The following is a 16321-nucleotide window of genomic DNA, read 5'->3' as shown; positions in this document are numbered from 1 at the left end:
CGTCCACAACCGGTGACGGCTGTGGCCCGGGGGAGCGCTGCGGCGCACTCTCGTCCACAGGGGCGAGCGCGTGTCGGTGGTGACGTCGTCGCGCGGGCGGCATCATCGCGGGTGTGCCCCGCCAGTCTCGCGACGTCGGCGCCCGGCTCACGCCGCCGGTCGCGTGGGTGAGGGGCGCGCTGCGTGACGTCGTCGATCTGGCGTGGCCGTCGAACTGTCTCGGCTGCGGCGCATGGGGCCCGAGCTGGTGCGCGACGTGCGACGCCGGTCTGTGCCGTGAAGCGTTCACGGTGCGAGCCCATCACGCCCCCGAACTCGACGTCGCCGTCGCTACGGCGTTCGACGGGCCGTTGCGCGAGGCCATCACGGCGTTCAAGGATCGTGGACGCAGCGACGGCCTCGACGTCCTCGTGCGCCTCGCGCGCCGCTCGCTCGCTCGCGCACTCACCGACGCCACACTCGAAGATGCCGCGCTGGGCGCGCGGCCATCGGCCGGCGCCGGGCCACTCGTCCTCGTGCCCATTCCGTCCCGGGCCGCGGCCTACCGTGAGCGGGGACGCTTTCCGTTGGGCGAACTGTGCGACGCCGTGTGTCGGGGCACCAGCCTCGTCAGCGGACGGAGACTGCTGCGCCACCGCGATCGGGGCGTCGCGGATCAGGCGCGGCTGACTCTCGCCGAGCGACGCCGCAACGTCGAAGGGGCCTTCAGGATCGAGCCGCGGACGGCGGAGCGTCTCGTGCGCGCCGGCGCGCGCGTCGTCCTGTTCGACGACGTCGTGACGAGCGGCGCGACGCTCGCCGCGGCGCACGCGACGCTGGAACGAGCGGGCGTGCGGGTCGTCGCCGTCGCGGCGCTCGCGGCGACGCCGCACGAGCCGAACGCCCGCTCGGCAGGCTGACCGCGGGACGATCACACCCCGCCGGCGCCCGCAGCGGGGGCGGCCGGAATCGACCGTTCCCGAACCCTTCCCCGGGCGTCGATGGGGGGTTAGGTTGGAGGACATCGAACAAGCATCCCCGCAGGAGGTGGTGGCGCGCACGAAGCGGCTCCCGACGCCTGCAGCCGGGCTGACGGGGCCGATTTCTCACCGAAGTTTCTCTCGATCCGAGGAGTCGATTTCCATGGAGATCACCGTGACCGGCCGACACGTCGAGGTTCCTGCCCGCCTCGCGCGACACGTCGAGGACAAGCTGGCCAAGGTTCCGCAGCTCGACCCGCGCGTCATGCGCTGCGACGTCGTCATCACGCACGAGCCGAACCCGCGCCGCGCCAAGGAGGCCTACCGCGTCGAGGTGACGTGCCGCTCGAAGCGGTCCGTCGTGCGCGCGGAGGCGTCGGCGGACGAGGAGTACGCGGCCCTCGACCTCGTCATGGGAAAGCTCGGTGAGCGATTGCGCCGCCAGCACGACCGTCGTCGTATCCAGCGCGGCCAGCACCGCACGATGTCCGTCGCGGAGGCGACGGCGGATCTGCCGGTGCTCGAGATCATGCCCGACACGCGCGACGACGCGCCGGAGGCCGCCCAGCTCGGTGAGGATCCGGACTGCCCGGTGCAGCTGCGCGAGAAGGTGCACGCGAGCGCGCCCATGGACGTCGACGAGGCCCTGCGCGAGATGGAACTCGTCGGCCACGACTTCTACCTCTACCAGGACAAGAGCAGCGGTCGTCCGAGCCTCGTCTACCGCCGCCGTGGGTGGAGCTATGGAGTGATCCACCTCGACGTCGTCGACGAAGCACCGGACACGCTGGAGGAGACAGCCTGAGCAGCGCGCCCGATGACGCCGGGCTGCGGGTGCGTCACGGACCGCCCGCCGCCCGGCGAACGCGCCCTGACGCCTCCATGGGGTCGGGTTCGTGCACGCGAGCGCTCTCGTCCAACAGGCTCGAACGATGAACGTCGCCGGCGCGCCGCGCGACCTTCTCAGGGGTCGCCGACCTGATGCCGGCGTCATCACCGGCGGCCAGGTGCCGTGGCGGTGGTGTGCGCCGCGCAGCGCCGCGGAGCTGCTCGCGCAGCTCGAACACGCCACCCCCGAGCACCTGCTCGTCGTCACCGAGGACGACGACATCCTCGCCACCGCCATCCGCTGCGGTGTTCACGGTGTGCTCGCCGAGGTGCCCACGCCACTCGACGAAGCGGCGCTCGCCCGGATGTTGCGTGCCGACGAGCCGTACGTGGCACCCGAGCGAGCGGCTCAGGTGTGGGCGGTGGCATGCGCCCTCGCCCGGGCGCCCCACCCGACGTATGCCCTGTCCGCGCGCGAACGCGAGGTGCTCGACCTTGTGGCTCGTGGCCGCTCGAACCGCAGCATCGCCGCGACGCTCTTCCTGTCGGAGAACACCGTGCGCAACCACCTTGCCCGGATCTATCGCACGCTCGGGGTGTCCTCGCGCGCCGAGGCGCGCGCGCTGCTGCTTCAGGCGCCGGGGGAACAGGCAACCGCAGACGCACCCGACCCAGCGGACTCTGACGGGGCGGCGCCGCCGCTCACCCATTACTCTTAGGGGAACTGTGCCCGCGCGTCGGGCGCCACCTCGCGTGAGGGCCCGTGAGAACGGCCCGTCGCCCGAGGTGATCGATCAACGATTTACGGAGGCTCGCGTGCCCAAGGTTGTCGAACGTGTTCTGCGCGCCGGCGAAGGACGAACGCTCAAGAAGCTCGAGGCGATCGCCGCTCAGGTGAACATCGTCGAAGAGGATTTCGAAAAGCTCACCGACGCCGAACTGCGGGAGGAGACCGACCGGTTCCGCAAGCGACTCGCGGACGGGCAGAGCCTTGATCAGATCCTGCCCGAGGCGTTCGCCGCCGTGCGCGAGGCGAGCAAGCGCACGATCGGCAAGCGTCACTTCGACGTGCAGATCATGGGTGGTGCCGCGCTGCACATGGGCAACGTCGCCGAGATGCGCACCGGTGAGGGCAAGACGCTCGTCGCGACACTGCCGAGCTACCTCAACGCGATCGAAGGCAAGGGCGTCCACGTCGTCACCGTCAACGACTACCTCGCCGAGTACCAGTCCGAGCTCATGGGCCGCGTGCACCGCGCGCTCGGGCTCGAGACGGGCTGCATCCTGTCGTCGATGACGCCGGCGCAGCGCCGAGACGAGTACAACAAGGACATCACGTACGGCACGAACAACGAGTTCGGCTTCGACTACCTGCGCGACAACATGGCCTGGTCGACGGACGAGCTCGTGCAGCGCGGCCACAACTTCGCCATCGTCGACGAGGTCGACTCGATCCTCATCGACGAGGCCCGCACGCCGCTCATCATCTCCGGCCCTGCCGACGCGGCGACGAAGTGGTACGTCGAGTTCGCCTCGATCGTCGAGCACCTGACGCGCGCGGAGAAGGGCAAGGACGGCAAGATCACGAAGCCGGGCGACTACGAGATCGACGAGAAGAAGAAGACCGTCGGCCTGCTCGAGCCGGGCATCGAGAAGGTCGAGGACCTGCTCGGCATCGAAAACCTCTACGAGGCGCAGAACTCGCCGCTCATCGGTTACCTCAACAACGCCATCAAGGCGAAGGAACTGTTCAAGCGCGACAAGGACTACGTCGCGATGAACGGCGAGATCCTCATCGTCGACGAGCACACCGGCCGCATGCTCGCCGGACGTCGCTACAACGAGGGTGTGCACCAGGCGATCGAGGCCAAGGAAGGCGTCGAGATCCAGAACGAGAACCAGACGCTCGCGACGGTGACGCTGCAGAACTACTTCCGCATGTACGACAAGCTGTCGGGCATGACGGGTACGGCCCAGACCGAGGCCGCCGAGCTGTACCAGATCTACAAGTTGGGCGTCGTCACGATCCCGACGAACAACCCGCCGCAGCGCGTCGACCAGCCCGACCGCATCTACCGCACCGAGGACGCGAAGTTCCGTGCCGTCACCGACGACATCGCCGAGCGTCACCGCAAGGGCCAGCCAGTCCTCGTCGGTACGACGAGCGTCGAGAAGTCGGAGCGCCTGTCGGAGCTGCTGCGCAAGAAGGGCGTCGCGCACGAGGTGCTCAATGCGAAGCACCACGAGCGTGAGGCCGCCATCGTCGCGCAGGCCGGGCGCAAGGGCGGCGTCACCGTGGCGACCAACATGGCCGGTCGAGGCACCGACATCATGCTCGGTGGCAACCCCGAGTTCATGGCCGTCGCCGCGCTCAAGCAGCGGGGCCTCGACCCGGAGGAGACGCCCGAGGAGTACGAGGCGAGCTGGGACGAGGCCCTCGCGAAGGCGGAGGCCGCGGTCAAGGCCGAGCACGACGAGGTGAAGGAACTCGGCGGCCTGTACGTCCTCGGCACCGAGCGTCACGAGTCGCGCCGCATCGACAACCAGCTCCGCGGACGCTCCGGTCGCCAGGGCGACCCCGGTGAGTCGCGTTTCTACCTGTCGCTGCAGGACGACCTCATGCGCCTGTTCAACGCGGCGCTCGTCGACCGGTTCATGTCGGGCTCCGGCATGGACGACGACCAGCCGATCGAGAACAAGATCGTCTCCCGCTCGATCCAGTCCGCCCAGGGCCAGGTCGAGGGCCAGAACTTCGAGATCCGCAAGAACGTCCTCAAGTACGACGACGTGCTCAACCGTCAGCGTGAGACGATCTACGCCGAACGCAAGCGTGTGCTCGAGGGTGACATCGACGGCCAGATGCGCCACTTCATCAACGACACGATCGACACGTACGTCGCGACGGCGACCGCGGACGGTTTCTCCGAGCACTGGGATCTCGAGCGACTCTGGGGCGCCCTCGAGGAGCTCTACCCGATCACGATCGGTCTCGAGGAGCTCGAGGCGGAGCTCGGCGGGCGCGCCGGCATCACGCCGGAGATCCTCGGCGAGGAACTGCGCTCCGATGCGCAGCACGCGTTCGACGACCGCGTCGCCTTCCTCGGTTCGAGCGTTGCGCGCGAGGTCGAACGACGCGTGGTGCTCACCGTCCTCGACCGCCAGTGGCGCGAGCACCTGTACGAGATGGACTACCTCAAGGAGGGCATCCACCTGCGGCAGATGGCTCAGCGCGACCCGCTCGTCGAGTACCAGCGCGAGGGCTTCCAGATGTTCGAGGCGATGACGGAGTCGATCAAGGAGGAGTCCACGCAGCTGTTCTTCCACGTCGACGTCGACCCCGCCGAGGTCGAGGCATCCACGCCCGCACCCAAGCAGGAGCAGCTGCACTTCACGGCGCCCAACGAGGAGGGCCTCGCTGAGGATCACGTCGTCGCCAAGGACGGGCACGTCATGGACGACGAGGAGCAGATGTCGCGCGAACAGCGTCGCTCCGCAGCGCGCAGCCGCAAGAGCAAGGGCGGTAAGAAGCGCAAGCGCTGAGGCGCGGACACGCTCAGATCAGCTCGAGGACGGTGACCTGCCAGCGCCCGTCGACCCCGTTGAGGCGCAGGGCGATCGGCGTCGCACGGCCGTTGACGCGGGCGACGACGGCCGCTTCGACGACGCCGTCGCACGGCTGGCACACCTGAACGCGCCGCACGCCCGTCGGTCCGGGCGCGGCACCGCGACGCAGTGTCGTGCGGTGGCGTCGCTGGATGCGCGCCAGCACGTCCGTGTTCGTGTGCGGCGTGAGCTGCGTCGGTGAGCGACGCCCCGCCAGAGCCTCGACGAGCGCCAGGGCGAAGCGCTGCGTCCACACCCGTGCGTCCGGCAACGCGGACGTCGCCGTGTGCTGCGGGCCGAAGATCTCGTCGTGCTCGCCGCGGTGCGGCAGGCGCTCGCGGCTGACGTCGACCGCGAGGCGCGCGCTGATGGCCGGCACGTCGGCGACGCGCAGCGAGCCGTCGAGCAACCCGCCGATCTCGTGCAGATCGAGTTCACGCGGCATTTCGTGGGCCGCGCGCGGGGGTGCGACACTCGCTCGTTCGAGGGTGAGGGTGGTCATCGGTGGGCTCCGAACGCTGAGGTGGTCGAGACGAAGGACGCAGGAAGGGTGAGCTGCTGGCCGACCTCGATCGTGTCCGGATCGAGCCGCAGCAGCGGGTTGGCCTCGAGCCAGCCCGGCAGGGACGCCGCGACGTCTTCCGCCGGTGCGCCCGGGGCGAGGTAGGACGCCGCGATGCTCCACAGCGTGTCGCCGCGCACGACGACGTGCGTCCTGTGTTCCGCGGCCGTGCCTGAACCGCGCGGCGTGCCCAGCACGATGGCGGACAGCTCGTTCGAGGTACTGAACGGATTCGGCGTCCAGCCGGGACGCGGCACCGCTGGCTGGGGCGTGTCGGACGTGGCCGAGTCGGATGTGCGTGCCTCGGACGGGGCCGACACGGACGCTGGGGAACCGAACGCGGGGGAGTCGAGGTCAGGGGCGTCGAGGTCGGGGTTTTCGAAGTCCGGGGCGTCGACGTCGGGGGCCTCGCGGTCGGGCCAGTGCGAGCTGGTTGTGCCAGACGCAGGTGCCGCGCCCGAGGGAGTGGCGGCCGCTGGCGAGACCGCCCCGGAAGGGGCCGCTGCGTCGGTGACAGAGGCCGAGGCGGGCGGCATCACCTCGGCCGAGACGGAGAACGACGGGCGCGGCGCGGGTTCGGCGGCCCCGGCCGACTGCGCGCCGACGGTGATGAGTGCCGCGACGGCGAGGAACAGACTCGCCGTGCGGGTTCTCGACCCCGTCGCGTCCGCCGTTACCGGTGCAGAGCGCGCCACGACAGAGCGCGAATCGCAGACCTGAACTCGGACGAGCGCCGATCGGCCACACTCGAGGTCGCCCGCCACGAGCAGCCGTGCCTCGCACCGCAGGTCGAGGGCAGAGCGAAGACTGAGCCACGCCAGGCGGGCCAGCGCGAGCGTGAGGACGGCGCCCGCGGCGACGCCGATGACGTCCTCGCTCGTCGCGCCGGGCCCGGGCAGCGCCCGTCGGGTCGTGACGGCGACGGCCACGGCTGCTGTCGCGAGCAGCGGTGCGCTGAGGCCCGCCAGGATGCCGGCGCTCCTCAGCTGCTGCGGCGTGACAGGTGTGTTCGAGGGGTTCGACGTGCTCGCCCTGGTCGTCGTGATCATCGCGTTCCGCCTTCGTCGTCGCGTCATGCGCCTCGGCGCGACTCGTGTCGCCGCCGATCAACATCCATGACGAACGATGACGTTCAGTGACGTGTGATGTCGATGAATGCAATGTAACGACACATCGTGTCGAGTGGGGGCGTGGAAGATGAAAAACTTTTTTCGCCCGTCCGAGCTCCTCGCTGCTCTAGCGTCGAGCCATGCGAATGGAGCGATTGCTGGCCGACCTCGAGGCTGCCCAGGAGGCACAGGAACGTGCCGAGGCGCGGGCAGAGGTCGCTGAGAGCGTGCGCGTCGAGCACGCCGGCGTCACGCTGGTCGACCGGCTGCGTGCCGGGATCGGCAGTGTCGTCGCACTGAGCGTCGGCACCGAGACTCTGCGCGGGCACCTCCTCGACGTGGGGGAGGGCTGGCTCGCTCTCGATCGTGACGGCGTGCATGCGGTGCACGGTGTCGACGACCTCGTGCGTGCCGGGCTCCGTCTCGTGCCCGTCAGTGCGATCGCCTGCGTCAGCGGGCTGGGGCGCCCCCACGTCGCGGCCGACGGTTCGTCGATCGGACGCGGATGGAGCAGCGTGCTGCGTGCCATGGCGCGTTCACGTGCCCCTCTCGCCTGGCATCGCCTCGGCGGGCACACGATCGTCGGGACGATCGACGCGGTGAGCGCCGATCACGTCGTCCTCACCCCGGCGCGCGGCGCGGCGAGTCTCGTGCTCCCGCTCGCCCATCTCGCGTGGATCGACGTCAACGCCAGCGGACGCTGAGCCGCTGCCGCTGACTGAGTTCACACCTCACGCCGGCCCCCCGAGCAGGTGATCAGGCGCGCGTGGACGAACGTCGAGCCCTCAGAAGTCCTCGCCCATTCCGCCGGCGGCGACGGCGGATCGCGTTGCGGCGTAGGCGCGTTCGATGTAGCGCTCCACCTCGGCTGCCTCGACGCGCCACTGGTTGTTGATCTTGATCGCCGGCAGCTCACCCGACTTGACGAGTCCGTAGACCTGCCGCGCCGAGACGTTGAGGGTCTCCGCCACGTCGGCGATCTGGACGAAGCGCTGCGCCATGGGGTGCCTTTCGACGGGTGCGGAGATTCTTACCAAAACCTGACGATCATTCTAGGCGTCGGGCCCGCTCGCCCGCGTGACGATGGATCTCGGCTGTGGACGAACGAGGAGGAACATCGTGGGTGAGCGTGGGGTACGCAGGTTGAAGGACGTCTCGCCGGGGGCGCAGGCGGCGCGGCGGTTCGTGCCGACCGGCATGAAGGACGTGCGCTGGGTCGTAGGCATCGTGCTGCTCGCCCTCGGCGTGCTCGGCACGTTGCGTGTCATCGGCTCGTTCGACGATTCGGTGCAGGTGTGGAGTGCGAAGAGCGCCCTCGTGCCTGGTCAGCGCCTCACCTCGTCCGACCTCGTGCCGACGAGGGTTCGTCTCGACGATCGCGGCGGGCAGTACCTGTCGAGCGCGACCCAGCCGGGCGGCGTCGTCCAGCGCGCCGTCGGGGCCGGGGAGCTCGTGCCGAAGAACGCCGTCGGGGACGCCTCCGGTGTGACGGTTCGCGCCCTGTCGGTCAACGTCGAGCGCGGGCAGGCCGACGTCATCCGCTCCGGCGGGGACGTCGAGGTCTGGGTTTCGGACAAGAAGGAGGGCGCCGGCTCGACCGGCTTCGACAAGCCGCACCAGAGCGTCGAGCGGGCCCTGGTGTCGCACGTCGGTTCGCGCAGCGGCGGTGTCGTCGCCGTCGCCGACGGCTCGCCCGTCGAGATCCTCGTCCCGCGCGAGTCGTTGCCGGCAATGATCGATGCCGTCAACTCGGGCGCGCGCATCACGCTGGTGCCGCTCGACTCGGCGGCCCGCTCGTGACGACGATGACGGTGTGCACCGTCGCGACCGCGATCTCGGCGCGTCTCGAGGCGCGGTTCGCCGAGGAGCTCGCCTCCGTCGAGGACGCGACCCTCGTGCGGCGCTGCGCCGATGTCACCGAACTACTCAGCGCCGCCGAGTCGGGCGCCGTCACCGTCGCCGCGATCAGCCCTGATTTCCCGGGCATGAACGGCAGCGTCGTCGCGGAACTGACCGTGCGGGGTGCGTCGGTGCTCGGTGTCGTCTCAGCCACATCCGCTCTGGACGCTCGCCAGTGCGAGGCGTGGTCCCTGCGACGGACCCACGTCGTCGGATCGGGCGAGCTGGAGCAGGCCTTCGAGACCCTCGCGCACACCGGCCCCGCCGAGCACGAGCTCTCGGCCGCCGCAGAACAGGCCGAGACGAGCCTGGCCACCGACGGGCCCGATGACGGCGCAGCGGCCGCGTCATCGCCGACGAGCACCACCGTCGTCGTGTGGGGCCCGCCCGGCGCTCCGGGGCGCACGACGTGCGCCACCCATCTCGCGCAGGCCCTGAGCGAGAGCGGGCCGACGCTGCTCGTCGACGCCGACACAGTCGCGCCGTCCTGCTCGGCGCATCTCGGGCTGCTCGACGAGGCACCCGGCGTGCTCGCGGCCGCGCGTCTCGTCGATGCGGGCACCCTCAACCTGCACCAGTTACGTTCCATCGCCGCGCACGTCACGCCCGGCTTCGACGTGCTCACCGGCATAGGGCATTCCGGGCGCTGGCACGAGCTGACCCGATTTCACCTCGGCCGCGTCCTCGATCTCGCCGCCCAGCACTACCGCTGGGTCGTCATCGACGTGGCGGCCGAGGTCGAGGCCGACGAGAGCCTGCTGTTCGACACCGTCGCTCCCTCCCGGGTCGGGGTCTCGAGTGAGGCGTTCGCGCGCGCCGACCACGTCGTCGCGCTCGCCGGCTGCGACCCTGTCTCGCTGCAACGGTTCGTGCAACACGCGCCGGCGATCATCGACCTGCACGACGACGTCCGCGTCGTCGTGTCGAAGGCCCGCGAACGAGCGGTCGGCGGGAGCGCCTCGTCGGTCGTCGCGGACGCGTTGGAACGCTTCCTCGGTGTGCGACCCGTGGCGGTGCTGCCCGACGTGCGCGATGCGCTGGACGCCGCGGTGCTGCGCGGAACCCTGCTCGAGGGCGCTGATGGCGCACCGTACCTCGCCGCCGTGCGCGATCTCGCGAGCGAGCTGGGCGCCGACGTGGCACCGCATGCGACGCGTCGTCGTCGCGCATGGCGGCGCCGCTAGGCTCGAGGCGTCGCCCCACCGCTCGAAAGGCTTTCCGATGACTCGCCTGTACTGCCCCGTGACCGCTGACGGTGTCGCGGCGCTCGCCACCTCGGCTCTGACGGTGGAGGCGGCGTTCGCCGTCACCGACGACGTGCGCGCGCTCGCCCCGCACGGCGACGAGGAACTGCACGAGCACATCGCGACGCAACTCGCAGCCGCAGGCTGTGCCGGGCGCCGCGTCGTCGTCGTGGTCGTCGACGTGCCGGACGCTCGAGTGAGGCCCGCGGCCTCCACCGGTGGCGGCGCACTCCCCGGCCGCGTCGTCGTGGACGGCGACGTGACGCTGCGCGATGTCGCGTGCTTCCTCGTCGGCGACGAGGGTGAGCAGGTGAGCGACGACGCCGACCTCGAACTCAGTTGGTACGACGCGAGCGAGATCGACGCGGTACGCGCACTGCTCTGAGCGGCCCCCGGCGGAGCGTGCCCGCGCTCAGCGCAGGGCCCGCGTGTCACCGCAGCGATCGAGGCAGCGCACGAGCGCTCGTTCGGTGCGGGCCGCCGCGTCGGCGGCCGCCTCACGAGAGCAGCCGGGCCGTGCGAGCGCGGCAGCCACCCGCGCGTAGCCGTGGGCGTAGGTGGAGACGACGCGCGCGAGGCGCCCCACCGCGTCCGCGCAGGGCAGCGCTGCCGTGGACGCGAGCTGTGGGTGCGTGCTCACGAGGTCGCGGATCGAGCGTTCGACGTCGAGCAGATCGTCACGGCTCGTGGTCAAGGAGCGGCCGCTGCCGGGCAGCGTGCCCTCCTCGACGGCGCGCCGCAACGTCACCCCCGCGCGACGCGTCGTCGCCCCGGCGATATGAGGCAGCTCGGGCGCGCGGAACGGTGGCAGGGGAGCGGTGGCCAGCAGCGCCGTCGCGGTGTCGCTCAACTGATCGCTCAACGCCTCGACGACGAGATCGAAGCGTTCACCGCTGCACACCGCCGCAGGCTCGAACGTGACGTCGAGCAGTCGCAGCGCAGCCCGGGTGAGCTGCGGGGCGACGTCCGTGGGTGCGGCGGTGAGTGATTCCATGAACCCCACCGTAGGCGCCGGCACCGACAACGTGCCGAGCCCGAGCCCCCAGCTTGTGGACGACGACGCGAGGCGTCCTGGCGCGTCGGTGAAGTCTGCGACACCGAAGGCCGTCGACGTCGCCGAAGGCCGTCGACGTCGCCGGGGCGCGTTAGAGTCGACGGCAGCGGTACAGCGTCGTACCGCCCGTCGCTCTGCCAGGAGAGGTCATGTCTGCCGAGGCTCCAACGCCTGCTCTGTCCGACGTCGAGGCCCGCACCGGGGTCGCGCTCGAGATCGTCCAGGGGGTGTTGGGCGACATCCCTCCGGCCGAGCTGGCCGGCAAGTCGCTCGACCACCTGGCCTGGGTGGTCGAGGGCCAGATGCAGGCCGCGCAGCGCCGCGCCGGTGCGCACTCGATCGTCGAGGTCGAGGGGGATCTGCCCGCCTCCCTCATCGACGACGCCGTCGAGCACGGGGGCGTCAACCGTCTCACTGCGGGCGCCGTCATCCGCGTCGTCACGGACGACATGCCGTTCGTCGTCGATTCGATCGTCGCCGCCGTCACCTCGCGTGGCGCCGGCATCGGCGACCTGCTGCACCCGCAGATGGCGGTGCGGCGCGACGCCTCGGGGCAGCTGTGCTTCGCGCGCCGCAGCGGTAAGCGTCCCGGCGCGGTGCGCCTGCCCGGCCAGACCGACACGGTGCCGGAGGGCCAGCGCGAGAGCGAGGAGTCGTGGGTCTACCTGCACATCTCGCCGCTGGGCGACTTCACGGGCGCCGACGAGATCGAGCGCACGATCAGCGACGTCATCGACGACGTGCGCGCCGCCGCGAACGACTGGCAGCGCATGCGCGACCAGGCGCTCGCCATCGTCGACGACCTCGGAGCCAACCCGCCCGTGTCGGTGCCGGAGTTCGCGACGGCCGACGTGCGCCGCTTCCTCACCTGGCTCTCCGAGGACAACTTCACCTTCCTCGGCTATCGCGAGTACGCCCTCGACGTCGTCGACGGCGAGGACGTGCTGCGTCCCGTCGACGGCAGCGCCCTCGGCATCCTGCGCTCGGCCTCCGACGCGCCGCGCGGGTTCGAGCGGATGACGCCGCAGAGTCGCGCCGCGGCGCGTTCGCCGCAGCTGCTCACGCTGACGAAGGCCAACTCGCGTTCGCGCGTGCATCGTGACGCCTACCTCGACTACGTCGGCGTGAAGACATTCGACGAGGCGGGCAACGTCACCGGCGAGCGTCGCTTCCTCGGCCTGCACACCGCCCGCACCTACGCGGCGTCGCCGTCGAGCATCCCGATCGTCGCCGAGCGCGTCGCCAAGGTGATCCGCCGGGCGGGCTACTCGCCCGACTCGCACTCGGGCCGCGACCTGCTCCACGTGCTCGAGAGCTACCCGCGCGACGAGCTGTTCCAGACCTCCTCGGAGCGCCTCTACGAGATCGCCACGGAGGTCGTGCGCCTGCAGGCGCGCCGTCACGTCGGCGTCTTCCTGCGCAATGACGACTACGGCCGCTTCGTCGCCGTCCTCGTCTACCTGCCGCGCGATCGCTACAACACCCGCGTGCGCGAGGCCATTGCACAGCACCTCGCCCAGGCGTACGGCTCGGAGACGGTCGACTACACCGCCCGCGTCACCTCCGAGGCGCTCGCACGCATCTACTACACGGTGCGCCTGCCGCGTGGGACGGCGATCCCGGACGTCAGTGCGGACGACATCCGCGCCGCCGTCCTCGAGGTGACGCGCACGTGGAGCGAGCGCGTCACGCAGGCCGCGCACGCGGAGGAGGGGCTCGCGGACGTCGATGCCCGCCAGCTCGTCTCGACCTTCGCAGACGGGTTCCCGGCCGGTTACTCCGACGACTTCACCCCCCGTCAGGCCGTCGCCGACATGCGCCGGCTCGAACGCCTCGGTGACGACGACGCGGCGCTCACGCTGTACGGCACCGACAAGGTCGACTCGCGCGAGCGACGCCTCAAGATCTTCCGCAACGAGCCGCTCATGCTCACCGAGGTATTCCCGATCTTCACGAACCTCGGCGTGCAGGTCTCGGACGAGCGTCCGTACACGCTGACGCGCGCCGACGGCTCCACCTGCCACGTCTACGACTTCGGCCTTGTCGCCGATCGCACGGCGATGTGGGGCAACACGCCGCAGGAGAGCGCGCGTCGGCGCACGAACGTCATGGAGACGGTGCTCGCCGCCTGGCGCGGGCAGGCCGAGAACGACGCGCTCAACCAGCTCGTCCTCGCGGCCGGGTTGTCGTGGCGTCAGATCAACCATCTGCGGGCGCTCGCGCGCTACATGCGTCAGATCGGGTTCTCGCTCAGCTACGAGTACGTCGTCGCGGCGCTGCTCGCGAACACGGATCTGACGTCGCTGCTCGTGCGCCTGTTCGAGGCGCGCTTCGACCCCTCCCTCGACGCCGACGAGCGAGAGGCGCAGACGCAGGCCGTCCGCCAGCGCTTCGCCGACGGTCTCGCGGATGTCGCGAGCCTCGACCACGACCGCATCCTGCGCACACTCGAGGGCGTCATCATGGCGATCGTGCGCACGAACGCGTACACGCCGAAGTTGCTCTCCGGTGAGTGTGCGGAGCTCGTGTTCAAGATCCGCTGCGCCGACGTTCCCGGCATCCCCGCGCCCGTGCCGATGTTCGAGATCTGGGTCTACGGCCCGAAGGTCGAGGGTGTGCACCTGCGCTTCGGGCTCGTCGCGCGCGGCGGGCTGCGCTGGAGCGACCGTTTCGAGGACTTCCGCACCGAGATCCTCGGCCTCGTCAAGGCGCAGATGGTCAAGAATGCCGTCATCGTGCCGACCGGGTCGAAGGGCGGTTTCGTCGCGAAGCAGCTACCCGACCCGGCGGATCGCGAGGCATGGCTCGCCGCGGGCGTCGAGGCCTACGAGGCCTTCATCGGCGGTCTGCTCAGCGTCACCGACAACCGTGACGGCGACACGATCATCGCGCCGCAGGACGTCGTGCGCCACGACGACGACGACCCCTACCTCGTCGTCGCCGCCGACAAGGGCACCGCGACGTTCTCCGACAAGGCCAACGCCGTAGCTCGTCGCGAGGGCTTCTGGCTCGACGATGCCTTCGCCTCGGGCGGTTCGAACGGCTACGACCACAAGGCGATGGGCATCACCGCCCGCGGCGCGTGGGAGTCGGTCAAGCGCCACTTCCGCGAGCTGGGCCACGACACGCAGAGCGACGACTTCACCGTCGTCGGCGTCGGCGACATGAGTGGTGACGTGTTCGGCAACGGCATGCTGCTGTCGGAGCACATCCGACTCGTGGCCGCCTTCGACCACCGTGACATCTTCATCGACCCCAACCCGGACGCTGCCGCGTCGTATGCCGAGCGGCGCCGCCTGTTCGAGCTGCCGCGCTCGTCGTGGTCGGACTACTCGCGCGACCTCATCTCCGAGGGCGGCGGCGTCTTCTCCCGCTCGGCCAAGCAGATCAAGCTGACACCGCAGATCCGCGAGGCGCTCGGCATCGACGACGGCGTCGAGACGATGACGCCGAACGATCTGATGCGCGCGGTGCTGCTCGCCCCCGTCGACCTGTTCTGGAACGGTGGCATCGGCACGTACATCAAGGCCTCCGACGAGACGAACGCCGAGATCGGCGACCGTGCCAACGACGCCGTGCGCGTCGACGGTCGCGACCTGCGCGTGCGCGTCATCGGTGAGGGCGGCAACCTGGGCGTCAGCCAGCGCGGGCGCATCGAGGCGGCACAGCACGGCGTCAGCGTCAACACCGACGCCATCGACAACTCGGCCGGCGTCGACACGAGCGACCACGAGGTCAACATCAAGATCCTGCTCGCCGACGCCGTGCGCGACGGTGCGCTCGCGCTCGAGGAGCGCAACGAGCTGCTCGCCTCGATGACGGACGAGGTCGGCTCGAAGGTGCTGCGTCACAACACGGACCAGAACACGCTGCTCGGCAACGCTCGCGTGCAGGGCCCGCAGATGCTGCACGTGCACCGCCGGCTCATCGCCGACCTCGAGTCGGACGGCTTCCTCGACCGCGAGCTCGAGTTCCTGCCCGACGAGGCCGAGATCGATCGGCGCCTCGAGGCCGGCGAGGGGCTGACGTCGCCGGAGTTCAGCGTGCTGCTCGCGTACTCGAAGCTACGGCTGAAGAACGAGGTCGGCGCGAGCGAGCTCGTCGACGACCCGTGGCTCGTGCGTGAGCTGCTCGGCTACTTCCCCGAGGCGCTGCGCGAGCCGTACGCCACGACGATGGAGAACCACCCGCTGCGGCGCGAGATCATCACGAACTCGCTCGTCAACGGCCTCGTCAACCGCGGCGGCATCACCTTCGTCCACCGCGCGGTCGAGGAGACGGGCGCCCGGGCCGAGGAGATCGTCAAGGCCTTCGTGGTCGCGCGTGAGGTGTTCGACGCGCAGAGCTTCATCGACGACGTGGAGGCGCTCGACCACGTCATCAGCACGCAGGTGCAGTCAAGGCTGCTGCTGCGTCTGCGCCGCCTGCTCGACCGGGCGACGCGCTGGTTCGTCCACCACGAGGTGGAGCACACGCCGATCGAGACGCTCGTCGAGCGCTACCGCGGACCCGTGCAGCAGCTGTCGCCGAAGGTGCCCGACCTCGTCGTCGGCGTCGGGCGCGAGAAGTTCGAGGCCGAGGTCGACCAGCTCGTCGGCGAGGGCGTCCCGACGGCGCTCGCGCGACGTGCGGCGGCCCTGCTCGACGACTTCGTCCTGCTCGACATCGTCGAGCTCGCGCGTGACCTCGGTGAGGACGTCGAGGATGTCGCCGCGGCGTACTACTACGGCGGCGCCCAGATCGGCCTCGGCCGCATGCTCGACGCCATCGCCGAGCTGCCGCGTGACGACCGCTGGGACGCGCTGGCGCGCGGCGCCGTGCGCGACGACGCGTACGCGGTGCTCGCCGACCTCACACGGGATGTGCTCGCCGAGTCGGAGGCATCGCAGACGACGCAGGAGCGCTGGCAGCAGTGGGCGCAGCGCCACTCGCTCGCCGTCGAGCGTGCCCGCGCCGCCGTGACGGGCGTGCAGAACTCGGCGGCCCGCCTGGCCCCGATGTCGGTGGCGCTGCGCACGATGCGCTCACTGACGCGCGCTGCGGCAGGGGAGCGCGACTGAGCG

13 protein-coding genes are annotated in these 16321 nt (G+C 70.4%); 9 read left to right on the top strand and 4 right to left on the bottom strand.

Going from position 1 to position 16321, the window contains the following annotated elements; genetic code table 11:
* Nucleotides 1-113 precede the first annotated feature (113 nt).
* The 4 genes from DYE07_RS13005 to secA all read left to right on the top strand — a co-directional run bounded on the left by DYE07_RS13005 (nt 114) and on the right by secA (nt 5327).
* Complete coding sequence (locus DYE07_RS13005; protein ID WP_172463023.1) at nt 114-899, top strand: ComF family protein; 786 nt, start codon at nt 114-116, stop codon at nt 897-899.
* A gap of 223 nt (nt 900-1122) precedes the next feature.
* Nucleotides 1123-1764: a ribosome hibernation-promoting factor, HPF/YfiA family gene (gene hpf, locus DYE07_RS13000; protein WP_038568925.1), complete on the top strand. Its 642-nt coding sequence runs from the start codon at nt 1123-1125 to the stop codon at nt 1762-1764.
* Between the two features lie 127 nt (nt 1765-1891).
* Entirely contained in the window at nt 1892-2506 is a 615-nt protein-coding gene (locus DYE07_RS12995) for a helix-turn-helix transcriptional regulator (RefSeq protein ID WP_115297229.1), read from the top strand.
* 97 nt (nt 2507-2603) lie between these two features.
* Nucleotides 2604-5327 (top strand): preprotein translocase subunit SecA, encoded by a 2724-nt coding sequence (gene secA / locus DYE07_RS12990; protein ID WP_074040678.1) that lies wholly within the window; start codon nt 2604-2606, stop codon nt 5325-5327.
* Between the two features lie 13 nt (nt 5328-5340).
* Here the strand turns inward: secA and DYE07_RS12985 are convergent, their stop codons facing one another.
* Together DYE07_RS12985 and DYE07_RS12980 are read right to left on the bottom strand one after the other, a co-directional pair.
* The gene (locus tag DYE07_RS12985) at nt 5341-5892 is read right to left on the bottom strand and encodes an Rv3235 family protein (RefSeq protein WP_074040679.1); all 552 of its coding nucleotides are present in this window, start codon (nt 5890-5892) and stop codon (nt 5341-5343) included.
* Entirely contained in the window at nt 5889-7001 is a 1113-nt protein-coding gene (locus DYE07_RS12980) for a LysM peptidoglycan-binding domain-containing protein (RefSeq protein ID WP_172463022.1), read from the bottom strand. Before DYE07_RS12980 ends, DYE07_RS12985 begins: the two co-directional genes overlap by 4 nt.
* Before the next feature lie 200 nt (nt 7002-7201).
* Between DYE07_RS12980 and DYE07_RS12975 the strand changes: the two genes are divergently transcribed.
* On the top strand, nt 7202-7765 hold the full coding sequence (locus DYE07_RS12975; protein ID WP_131941312.1) for a hypothetical protein: 564 nt from the start codon (nt 7202-7204) through the stop codon (nt 7763-7765).
* A gap of 81 nt (nt 7766-7846) precedes the next feature.
* Here DYE07_RS12975 and DYE07_RS12970 read toward each other — a convergent pair whose 3' ends face one another.
* The gene (locus tag DYE07_RS12970; RefSeq protein WP_006945776.1) at nt 7847-8062 is read right to left on the bottom strand and encodes a helix-turn-helix domain-containing protein; all 216 of its coding nucleotides are present in this window, start codon (nt 8060-8062) and stop codon (nt 7847-7849) included.
* A gap of 118 nt (nt 8063-8180) precedes the next feature.
* On the opposite strand from DYE07_RS12970, the gene DYE07_RS12965 reads away from it, so the two are divergent.
* Genes DYE07_RS12965 through DYE07_RS12955 form a run of 3 tightly spaced genes read left to right on the top strand, consistent with a single transcriptional unit; the run spans nt 8181 to nt 10589 of the window.
* Nucleotides 8181-8861 (top strand): SAF domain-containing protein, encoded by a 681-nt coding sequence (locus DYE07_RS12965; protein ID WP_131941310.1) that lies wholly within the window; start codon nt 8181-8183, stop codon nt 8859-8861.
* Nucleotides 8858-10144 carry a CpaE/TadZ family protein gene (locus DYE07_RS12960; protein WP_062258536.1) on the top strand — a complete coding sequence of 429 codons (1287 nt, stop codon included), beginning with the start codon at nt 8858-8860 and terminating at the stop codon, nt 10142-10144. Before DYE07_RS12965 ends, DYE07_RS12960 begins: the two co-directional genes overlap by 4 nt.
* 37 nt (nt 10145-10181) lie before the next feature.
* Nucleotides 10182-10589 (top strand): DUF6912 family protein, encoded by a 408-nt coding sequence (locus DYE07_RS12955; protein WP_006945782.1) that lies wholly within the window; start codon nt 10182-10184, stop codon nt 10587-10589.
* Nucleotides 10590-10616: 27 nt separating this feature from the next.
* Here DYE07_RS12955 and DYE07_RS12950 read toward each other — a convergent pair whose 3' ends face one another.
* Entirely contained in the window at nt 10617-11198 is a 582-nt protein-coding gene (locus DYE07_RS12950) for a hypothetical protein (RefSeq protein WP_062258533.1), read from the bottom strand.
* Nucleotides 11199-11407: 209 nt separating this feature from the next.
* Here DYE07_RS12950 and DYE07_RS12945 point away from each other — a divergent pair, with 209 nt between their 5' ends.
* Nucleotides 11408-16318 carry an NAD-glutamate dehydrogenase gene (locus DYE07_RS12945; RefSeq protein ID WP_115297227.1) on the top strand — a complete coding sequence of 1637 codons (4911 nt, stop codon included), beginning with the start codon at nt 11408-11410 and terminating at the stop codon, nt 16316-16318.
* Nucleotides 16319-16321 lie beyond the last annotated feature (3 nt).

The organism is Dermacoccus nishinomiyaensis, from assembly GCF_900447535.1.
Lineage (GTDB): Bacteria > Actinomycetota > Actinomycetes > Actinomycetales > Dermatophilaceae > Dermacoccus > Dermacoccus nishinomiyaensis.
The sequence above is the reverse complement of the archived record's forward strand: the minus strand, read 5'-3'. Positions and strand labels throughout refer to the sequence as shown.

Excerpts from the sequence above, each read along its gene's own strand:
- DYE07_RS12980 (WP_172463022.1), bottom strand. The coding sequence starts at position 7,001 with ATGATCACGACGACCAGGGCGAGCACGTCGAACCCCTCGAACACACCT.
- hpf (WP_038568925.1), top strand. The coding sequence starts at position 1,123 with ATGGAGATCACCGTGACCGGCCGACACGTCGAGGTTCCTGCCCGCCTC.
- DYE07_RS12985 (WP_074040679.1), bottom strand. The coding sequence starts at position 5,892 with ATGACCACCCTCACCCTCGAACGAGCGAGTGTCGCACCCCCGCGCGCG.
- DYE07_RS12975 (WP_131941312.1), top strand. The coding sequence starts at position 7,202 with ATGCGAATGGAGCGATTGCTGGCCGACCTCGAGGCTGCCCAGGAGGCA.
- DYE07_RS12970 (WP_006945776.1), bottom strand. The coding sequence starts at position 8,062 with ATGGCGCAGCGCTTCGTCCAGATCGCCGACGTGGCGGAGACCCTCAAC.
- DYE07_RS12995 (WP_115297229.1), top strand. The coding sequence starts at position 1,892 with ATGAACGTCGCCGGCGCGCCGCGCGACCTTCTCAGGGGTCGCCGACCT.
- DYE07_RS12955 (WP_006945782.1), top strand. The coding sequence starts at position 10,182 with ATGACTCGCCTGTACTGCCCCGTGACCGCTGACGGTGTCGCGGCGCTC.
- DYE07_RS12945 (WP_115297227.1), top strand. The coding sequence starts at position 11,408 with ATGTCTGCCGAGGCTCCAACGCCTGCTCTGTCCGACGTCGAGGCCCGC.
- DYE07_RS12950 (WP_062258533.1), bottom strand. The coding sequence starts at position 11,198 with ATGGAATCACTCACCGCCGCACCCACGGACGTCGCCCCGCAGCTCACC.